The sequence below is a fragment of the Blattabacterium sp. (Cryptocercus punctulatus) str. Cpu genome (assembly GCF_000236405.1).
GTDB classification, from domain to species: domain Bacteria; phylum Bacteroidota; class Bacteroidia; order Flavobacteriales; family Blattabacteriaceae; genus Blattabacterium; species Blattabacterium punctulatus.
The window spans coordinates 274,477-282,500 of the sequence record NC_016621.1 but is presented as its reverse complement, the minus strand read 5'-3'; the positions used below and the strand labels follow the sequence as shown (position 1 = coordinate 282,500).

The window sequence follows — 8,024 nt, the reverse complement described above, 5'->3', positions numbered from 1 at the left end:
TATCCACGCTCAATCACTCGACTAGTGAGCTGTTACGCACTCTTTAAATGAATAGCTGCTTCCAAGCTAACATCCTAGCTGTCTGTGTAATTAAACTTTGTTTATACAACTTAATATATACTTAGGGGCCTTAACTGATGGTCTGGGTTGTTTCCCTCTTGGACATGGATCTTAGCACCCATGCCCTCACTACCGTGAAACATAATAACAGCATTCGGAGTTTATCAGGAATTAGCAGGTGATGAAACCCCTTCATCCAATCAGTAGCTCTACCTCTGTTATATTTAACACGATGCTGCACCTAAATGCATTTCGGGGAGTACGAGCTATCTCCGAGTTTGATTAGCCTTTCACCCCTACCCACAAGTCATCCGAAGACTTTTCAACGTCAACCGGTTCGGTCCTCCACTATGTGTTACCACAGTTTCAACCTGCTCATGGGTAGATCACTCGGTTTCGCGTCTAATTCTTCCGACTAAATGCCCTATTCAGACTCGCTTTCGCTACGGCTCCATAGCTGAACTACTTAACCTTGCCGGAAAAATTAACTCGTAGGTTCATTATGCAAAAGGCACGTCGTCACCCTACTCTTAAAAAATTAAGAGGGCTACGACAGCTTGTAAGCGTATGGTTTCAGGATCTATTTCACCCTTCTATTCGAAGTACTTTTCACCTTTCCCTCACGGTACTAGTTCACTATCGGTCTCTGAGTAGTATTTAGCCTTACCGGATGGTCCCGGTGGATTCAGACAAGATTTCCCGTGTCCCGTCCTAATCAGGTTACTACTAGCTTATTTCTCTATTTCGTATACAGGAATATCACCTTCTATGATTGATTTTTCCAAATCATTCTACTATATAAAAATAATCCTTTATTGTAGACCTACAACCCCACTATGGCCTAAACCATAATAGTTTGGGCTTTTCCGATTTCGCTCGCCACTACTAACGGAATCACTTTTGTTTTCTTTTCCTCTAGATACTTAGATGTTTCAGTTCTCTAGGTTAGCATTACTTTAAAAAAGTAATATCATATAGTTAATATGATAGGTTTCCCCATTCGGAAATCTGCGGATTAATTTGTATGTGCCAATACCCGCAGCTTATCGCAGCTTATCACGTCCTTCTTCGCCTCTCAGAGCCAAGGCATCCACCATACGCCCTTACTTAGCTTTTTTTTCTTTCCTCATTATAGTATGTTATTTCAAAGAACTTTATATATTTTAAATAAAATGGAGAATATCGGAGTCGAACCGATGACCTCCTGCGTGCAAAACAGGTGCTCTAGCCAGCTGAGCTAATCCCCCCCCCCTTTTTTTGGGAAAGTAGTCTCGCGCGGAATTGAACCGCGGACCTCTACATTATCAGTGTAGCGCTCTAACCGTCTGAGCTACGAGACTGATACAATTATTATTTATCATCAATCTCTTTCTACTACACTTATTTTTTTATCAATAAAAGAAACTTCTAGCCTAATTCTTTAATTTTTTTTAAAAATATTTTAATTAAGATATATTACAAATTACTCTAAAAAAAGAGATGTTCCAGCCACACCTTCCGGTACGGCTACCTTGTTACGACTTAGCCCCAGTTATCGATTTTACCTTAAGCAGTTCCTTTTATGGTCACCAATTTCAGGTCCCCCCGACTTCCATGGCTTGACGGGCGGTGTGTACAAGGCCCGGGAACGTATTCACCGCATCATGGCTGATATGCGATTACTAGCGATTCCAACTTCATAGAGTCGAGTTGCAGACTCCAATCCGAACTGAGATCGGTTTTTAGAGATTAGCTTATGATTACTCAATAGCAACCCTTTGTACCGACCATTGTAGCACGTGTGTAGCCCAAGGTATAAGAGCCGGTGATGATTTGACGTCGTCCCCACCTTCCTCTCGACTTACGTCGGCAGTCTTGCTAGAGTCCCCGACATTATTCGTTGGCAACTAACAATGAGGGTTGCGCTCGTTGAGGGACTTAACCCAACACCTCACGGCACGAGCTGACGACAACCATGCAGCATCTTGTACTCCGTCCGAAGACTAAACTATTTCTAGCTTATTCGTAGTACATTTAAACCTTGGTAAGGTTCCTCGCGTATCATCGAATTAAACCACATGCTCCACCGCTTGTGCGGGCCCCCGTCAATTCCTTTGAGTTTCAACCTTGCGATCGTACTCCCCAGGTGGATCACTTATCACTTTCGCTTAGCCACTGAATAATAAAATCCAACGACTAGTGATCATCGTTTACGGCGTGGACTACCAGGGTATCTAATCCTGTTTGCTCCCCACGCTTTCGTGCCTCAGCGTCAGTATAGATTTAGTAACCTGCTTTCGCGATCGGTGTTCTGTGTGATCTCTATGCATTTCACCGCTACACCACACATTCCAATTACTCCAATCTCACTCAAGTCTATCAGTATCATTAGCCATTTTAACAGTTAAGCTGTAACATTTCACTACTGACTTAATAAACCGCCTACGCACTCTTTAAACCCAATAAATCCGGATAACGCTTGTGTCCTCCGTATTACCGCGGCTGCTGGCACGGAGTTTGCCGACACTTATTCGTTTAGTACCTTCACAATTTCTATCACGTAGAAATTTTTATTCCTAAACAAAAGCAGTTTACAACCCATAAGGCATTCTTCCTGCACGCGGCGTGGCTGGTTCAGAGTTTCCTCCATTGACCAATATTCCTCACTGCTGCCTCCCGTAGGAGTCTGGTCCGTATCTCAGTACCAGTGTGGGGGATCACCCTCTCAGGCCCCCTACCGATCATCGTCTTGGTAGGCCTTTACCCCACCAACTAACTAATCGGGCGCATGCCCATCTTTTCCCGCATTTCTGCTTTAATAATATTTTCATGCGAAAATACTGTATTATAGAATATTAATCCGAGTTTCCTCAGGCTATTTTCTAGAAAAAGGTAGGTTACATACGTGTTACGCACCCGTCCGCCGGTCGCCATCAAAATCTAAATAAATAAATTTCATGCTGCCCCTCGACTTGCATGTGTTAAGCCCGCCGCTAGCGTTCATCCTGAGCCAGGATCAAACTCTTCGTTGTAAAAAAAATAATATCAAATACGTAAAAATCTTAATTAATTTTTTAAATAATCCTTAAATTAATAAAATTAGGTCTAGAAGCTATTTTTTTTTTCAATTAAAAAATAAAGAACAATTTTTTGAAAATTCGTATTTTTATAATTTATATATATATTATAAAAATAATATTACAAATATATATATATTTTTTTTATCAAAAATAATACCTCGTATATTTGTTTTTTTCTAATTTAATTATGAGAACTTCAGATTTTAATTTCGAATTTCCATTAAATCTTTTATCCTATCAACCAACCCAAGAAAGAGACGAATCTAGATTAATGATTATTCATAGAAAAAATAAGAATATTGAACATAAGTTATTCAAAGATTTATATCAATATTTTGAAGAAGGAGATACTATTATTCTCAACAATACAAAAGTTTTTCCAGCAAAATTATTTGGAAACAAAGAAAAAACAGAAGCAAAAATAGAAGTTTTTTTACTAAGAGAATTGGATATTATAGATCGTACTTGGGACGTATTAGTTGATCCTGCAAGAAAAGTAAGAGTCGGAAATAAATTAAATTTTGGAAGTGGATTAACAGGAGAAGTAATAGATAATACCACTTCTAGAGGAAGAATTTTACAACTTCATTTTAATGGATCACATGAAGAATTAATAAAAAAAATAAAAGAATTAGGAAAAACACCTTTACCAAAATATATTAAAAGATTACCAGAAAAAAGTGATGAAAAACGCTATCAAACTATTTATGCAAAAATTGAAGGATCTGTATCTGCTCCTACAGCTGGATTTCACTTTTCAAAACATTTATTAAAAATATTAGAAATAAAAGGAATAAATTTAGTAGAAATAACTTTACATCTTGGATTAGGTAGTTTTTTACCAGTCGAAGTAGAAGATATATCTAAACATAAGATGGATTCTGAAAAATGTTTTATAGAAAAAAATGTATGTAGTATTATTAATAAAACTATTAAACAAAAAAAACGTGTATGTGTTGTAGGTACTTCATCTATGCGTGCTATTGAAAGCTCTGTTTCTTCTAGTAAATATTTAAATCCTTTTTCAGGATGGACAAATAAATTTATATTTCCTCCTTATAATTTTAGTATAGCTAATTCAATGATTACCAATTTTCATATGCCAAAATCTACATTACTTATGATGATAGCAGCTTTTTCTGGATATGAATTAATCATGAAAGCTTATAAAATAGCTATAAAAGAAAAATACAGATTCTATTCCTACGGAGATGCTATGTTAATTTTATAATATTATAACATAAATCTTAAAAAAACCATAATATTAAAAAATGAAATATTTAATATTATGAAAAAAATCCTTGAAAAGGTGAAAATTTCCATCAAAAAAGAAATGAAAATTTTCGAAAAACAATTCATTAATATTATACAAAGCAAGGTATCTATTGTTAATAGAATTACACATTATATTACTAATAGAAAAGGAAAACAAATTCGTCCTATGTTTGTTTTTTTAATTGCAAAAATGTTAGGAAATATACAAAAAAAAACATACCATACTGCATCTTTAATTGAGTTAATCCATACTGCTACTCTTATCCATGATGATGTTATAGATAATAGTAATCTTCGTCGTGGAACTTTTTCTATCAATGCTATATGGAAAAATAAAATAGCTGTTTTAATAGGAGATTATTTACTTTCTAAAAGTCTTTTATTAGCTAGAAATAATAATTATCATGATCTTCTTAAAATTATTTGTAGAACTATTAAAGATATGAGTGAAGGAGAATTATTACAAATGGAGAAAACTAAAAAATTAGACATTAATGAAAAAATTTATAATCAAATTATTTATCATAAAACAGCTAGTCTAATTGCAGCATCTTGTGAAGGAGGAGCACGTTCAGTAAATGCAGATGAAAAAACGGCTTTAAAAATGAAAAAATTTGGAGGATTTACTGGCATCGCTTTTCAAATAAAAGATGATTTATTTGATTATGAAGAATCTCATGAAAATTTAATTGGAAAACCTATTGGAATGGATTTAAGAGAAAGAAAAATTACACTTCCACTTATTTATGCTATTCAAAAATCTTCTCAAAAAAATCAAGAATGGATATTAAATTCTATAAATAATTATGATGAAAAAAAAAGAAATCAAATTATTGATTATGTTAAGGAAAATGGAGGGATAGAATATGCTAAAAAAAAAATGATAAAATTTCGTAATAATGCATTAAAAATATTAGATCACTATCCCAAAAGTACAATTAAAGAAGCATTAAAAACAATGGTTAATTTTATTATTGAAAGAAATATATAGAAAAAATAAATATTAACAATAAAATGAACAAAAATTTAGTAATTGTGGAGTCTCCTACTAAAGCTCATACTATACAAATGTTTCTTGGAAAAGATTTTTATGTAGTATCTAGTTATGGACATCTTATAGATCTTCCAGAAAAAAAAATAGGAGTTAATATAAAAAAAAATTTTCAACCTGATTATGTTATTTTATCTAAAAAAAGAAAAATAGTTCAAAATCTTAAAAAATTAATTAAAGATTATAATATAATATGGTTAGCTTCTGATGAGGATCGTGAAGGTGAAGCTATAGCTTATCAAATTTATAAAATATTAAATATCCCAAATGAAAAAATTCGAAGAATTGTTTTTCATGAAATAACAAAAAAAGCTATTTTTGATGCGATAAATAATCCTAGATTCATTAATTATAATTTAGTTTATGCACAACAAGCAAGACGTATTTTAGATAGATTAGTAGGATTTCAATTATCTCCTATTTTATGGAAAAAGGTTAATTCTGGTCTTTCTGCAGGAAGAGTACAATCTGCAGCAGTTAGATTGATAGTAGAACGTGAACAAAATATTCAAAATTTTATTCCTATTCCTGGATATCAAATATCTGGAATTTTTACTTACGAAAAAAAAATGATACTTCATGCTAAATTGGAAAAAAAAATAGAAGGAGAAAAAAAAATGAAAAATATTTTACTATCATGTATTGATGCAAGTTTTTTAATAAAAAAAATTATTCTTAAACAAGAAAAAAAAAGTCCTCCACCACCATTTACAACATCTACTTTACAACAAGAATCTTGTAAAAAATTAAATTATTCTATATCTAAAACTATGTTTTTAGCTCAAAAATTATATGAAAAAGGATATATAACATATATTCGTACAGATAGTACCAATTTATCTAAAGAAATTTTATCCAAAATAAAGAATTATATTCTTTTTTTTTATGGAGAAAAATATTTATCTCAAAAAAATTTTTTATCTAATAGATTTTCTCAAGAAGCTCACGAAGCAATACATCCTACAGAAATTAAAAAAATATCTTTAGAAACTTTAGACTTATCTCAAAAACGTCTTTATAAACTTATATGGGAACGAACTATAATCGGACAAATGTCTGATTGTCGATTTAATATAAAAAATTTTTATATCCAATCTTCAAATTTAGACAATTATTTTATTTACACAAATAAAACTATTAAATTCGAAGGTTTTATGAAAATAAATAAAAAAAATGTTTCTAACGAAAATAATAAAAAAAAATTATTAGAAATATTTAAAGAAGGAATTTTTTTACATAAAAAAGAAATCATAGCGAAACAAATTTTTACAAAACATTTACCAAGATATAATGAAGCTACTTTAGTAAAAAATTTAGAAAAATTAGGAATAGGTAGACCATCTACTTATGTTCCTATTATTTCTACTATACAAAAAAGAAATTATATAAATACACAAAAAATTATTAAAAAAACTGAGATTCGTGAATCTTTTATTTTAAAAAAAAATGTTATTATTAAAAAAAAAGATGAAATTATTGAAATAGAAAAAAATAAATTTATTCCTACAGAAATGGGAATTCTAATAACTGATTTTTTAAAAAAAAATTTTCAAGAAATCGTAGATTACAATTTTACAGCAAGTTTAGAAAAACAATTTGATAATATTGCAAAAGGAGAAGTATCCTGGAATAAAATTATTAAAAATTTTTATGATGAATTTCACAAAAAAATAGAACATGTAAAAAAAAATGTAGATAAAATTCATAAAATTCGTTTTTTAGGTATGGATCCAAGATCTAATAAAAAAGTTTTTTCTAAAATAGCTCGTTTTGGTCCTATTGTTCAAATGGGAGAATTTAAAGATAAAGAAAAACCAAAATTTTCTCCTTTATTAATTCATCAAAAAATTGATACAATATCTTTACAGGATGCTTTAAAACTTTTAGAACTACCTAAATCTTTAGGATTATTTGAAGAATATGAAATACTTTTAAAAGTGAATAAATATAATATTTATATTAAACATAAGAATCAATCAATTCCTATTGAAGAAAAAATTTTTTTTGATTCATTGAGTTTAGAAAAAGCTATTAATATTATATTAATAAGTAGAAAAAAAAATAGTTAACTATCAAAATATCTTTGATTTAAATATGTTGTAGGATATGCTTGATCATGTCCTGTACGTCTAACATGATCTAAATATTGAGGAATATAAGATAAAGCTTTTATTCTATCAGATAAAGACATTCTATTCCATAGATTTTCTGCCATTTTTTTTTTACCTACTTTATATCTATAATCTATCCAAAAACGGTTAAAAGATAAATCTGAAGGAATTTCCTCTATAGAAAAGGCCGCTTTTGTTTTTTTCATTTTATTTATAATAGATTCATTATAAGGGATATATTTTCCTATCCATATATAATGTGATAAAGAAAGTTTTTCGGGAAAGATCACTTCCCTTAAAAAACCATTAAGATCATACTTAAAAATAATCTCTCCAGATACTAAACGGCTTCTAAATATATATTCTTTACCTTTCATTTTTTTTATTTCATTAGCATTTATGAATAAAATTATTAACTATAATATATTTATTTGATAATGAAAATTTAAAAAAATTGAAAAAATATTT

Annotated in this window: 4 protein-coding genes, 2 tRNA genes and 2 rRNA genes (1 of these 8 running past the window's edge); 3 read left to right on the top strand and 5 right to left on the bottom strand. The window is 30.4% G+C overall.

The genetic code is table 11. The features are described from left to right. The 4 genes from BLBCPU_RS01425 to BLBCPU_RS01410 form a co-directional block, all read right to left on the bottom strand. Positions 1-1,178, bottom strand: a 23S ribosomal RNA gene (locus BLBCPU_RS01425); it reaches 1,719 nt to the left of the window's first position. A 55-nt stretch (positions 1,179-1,233) separates the two neighbouring features. Further along, positions 1,234-1,307: transfer RNA gene (locus BLBCPU_RS01420), tRNA-Ala, on the bottom strand. 19 nt (positions 1,308-1,326) lie between these two features. Beyond that, positions 1,327-1,400, bottom strand: a tRNA-Ile gene (locus BLBCPU_RS01415). 132 nt (positions 1,401-1,532) lie between these two features. Continuing rightward, a 16S ribosomal RNA gene (locus BLBCPU_RS01410) occupies positions 1,533-3,071 on the bottom strand. The 16S and 23S rRNA genes sit together here with 2 tRNA genes alongside, the layout of an rRNA operon. 235 nt (positions 3,072-3,306) lie before the next feature. On the opposite strand from BLBCPU_RS01410, the gene queA reads away from it, so the two are divergent. The 3 genes from queA to topA are packed head-to-tail and all read left to right on the top strand — an operon-like array spanning position 3,307 to position 7,514. Beyond that, the gene (gene queA, locus BLBCPU_RS01405; protein WP_014246225.1) at positions 3,307-4,350 is read left to right on the top strand and encodes a tRNA preQ1(34) S-adenosylmethionine ribosyltransferase-isomerase QueA; all 1,044 of its coding nucleotides are present in this window, start codon (positions 3,307-3,309) and stop codon (positions 4,348-4,350) included. A gap of 57 nt (positions 4,351-4,407) precedes the next feature. Then, positions 4,408-5,385 carry a polyprenyl synthetase family protein gene (locus tag BLBCPU_RS01400; protein WP_014246224.1) on the top strand — a complete coding sequence of 326 codons (978 nt, stop codon included), beginning with the start codon at positions 4,408-4,410 and terminating at the stop codon, positions 5,383-5,385. Positions 5,386-5,408: 23 nt separating this feature from the next. After that, complete coding sequence (gene topA / locus BLBCPU_RS01395) at positions 5,409-7,514, top strand: type I DNA topoisomerase (protein WP_014246223.1); 2,106 nt, start codon at positions 5,409-5,411, stop codon at positions 7,512-7,514. Here topA and BLBCPU_RS01390 read toward each other — a convergent pair. Next, the gene (locus tag BLBCPU_RS01390) at positions 7,511-7,933 is read right to left on the bottom strand and encodes a hypothetical protein (protein WP_014246222.1); all 423 of its coding nucleotides are present in this window, start codon (positions 7,931-7,933) and stop codon (positions 7,511-7,513) included. The two genes, topA and BLBCPU_RS01390, sit on opposite strands and share 4 nt — an antisense overlap. Positions 7,934-8,024 lie beyond the last annotated feature (91 nt).